The organism is Tritonibacter sp. SIMBA_163, assembly GCF_046535935.1.
Taxonomy (GTDB): Bacteria; Pseudomonadota; Alphaproteobacteria; order Rhodobacterales; family Rhodobacteraceae; genus Epibacterium; species Epibacterium scottomollicae.
Genome location: NZ_JAWJBP010001057.1, coordinates 1 through 245, shown reverse-complemented (window position 1 = coordinate 245; position 245 = coordinate 1). Strand labels below are relative to the sequence as shown.

At 51.0% G+C, this 245-nt stretch carries 1 protein-coding gene; it reads right to left on the bottom strand.

Annotation, left to right across the window (positions count from 1 at the left end; translation table 11 throughout):
- Nucleotides 1-228 (bottom strand): IS66 family transposase (locus R0J92_RS25575; RefSeq protein ID WP_411053753.1); only part of this gene is annotated, 228 nt, incomplete at its 3' end.
- Nucleotides 229-245 lie beyond the last annotated feature (17 nt).

Sequence of the window (245 nt, the reverse complement as noted above, 5' to 3'; positions counted from 1 at the left end):
GAGGTGAAGCATCGGTAAGGTGGTCTCATCCATAAACAACCTTTCGCTATTTGCCTTGAGCTCCTGCCCCATCAATTGATAAATTGGCAAAATCGCCTCATTTGCCAAACGGTTCGACCATCGCCTCAGGGTGCTGCGGGACAGTTCGATACCTTTGGACAGAAAAATATTCGCCTGTCGGGACCATGGGATCTGCCGCCCGAAACGCATCGTGATCGAATTGGCCATAAGCGCGTTGCTCATTG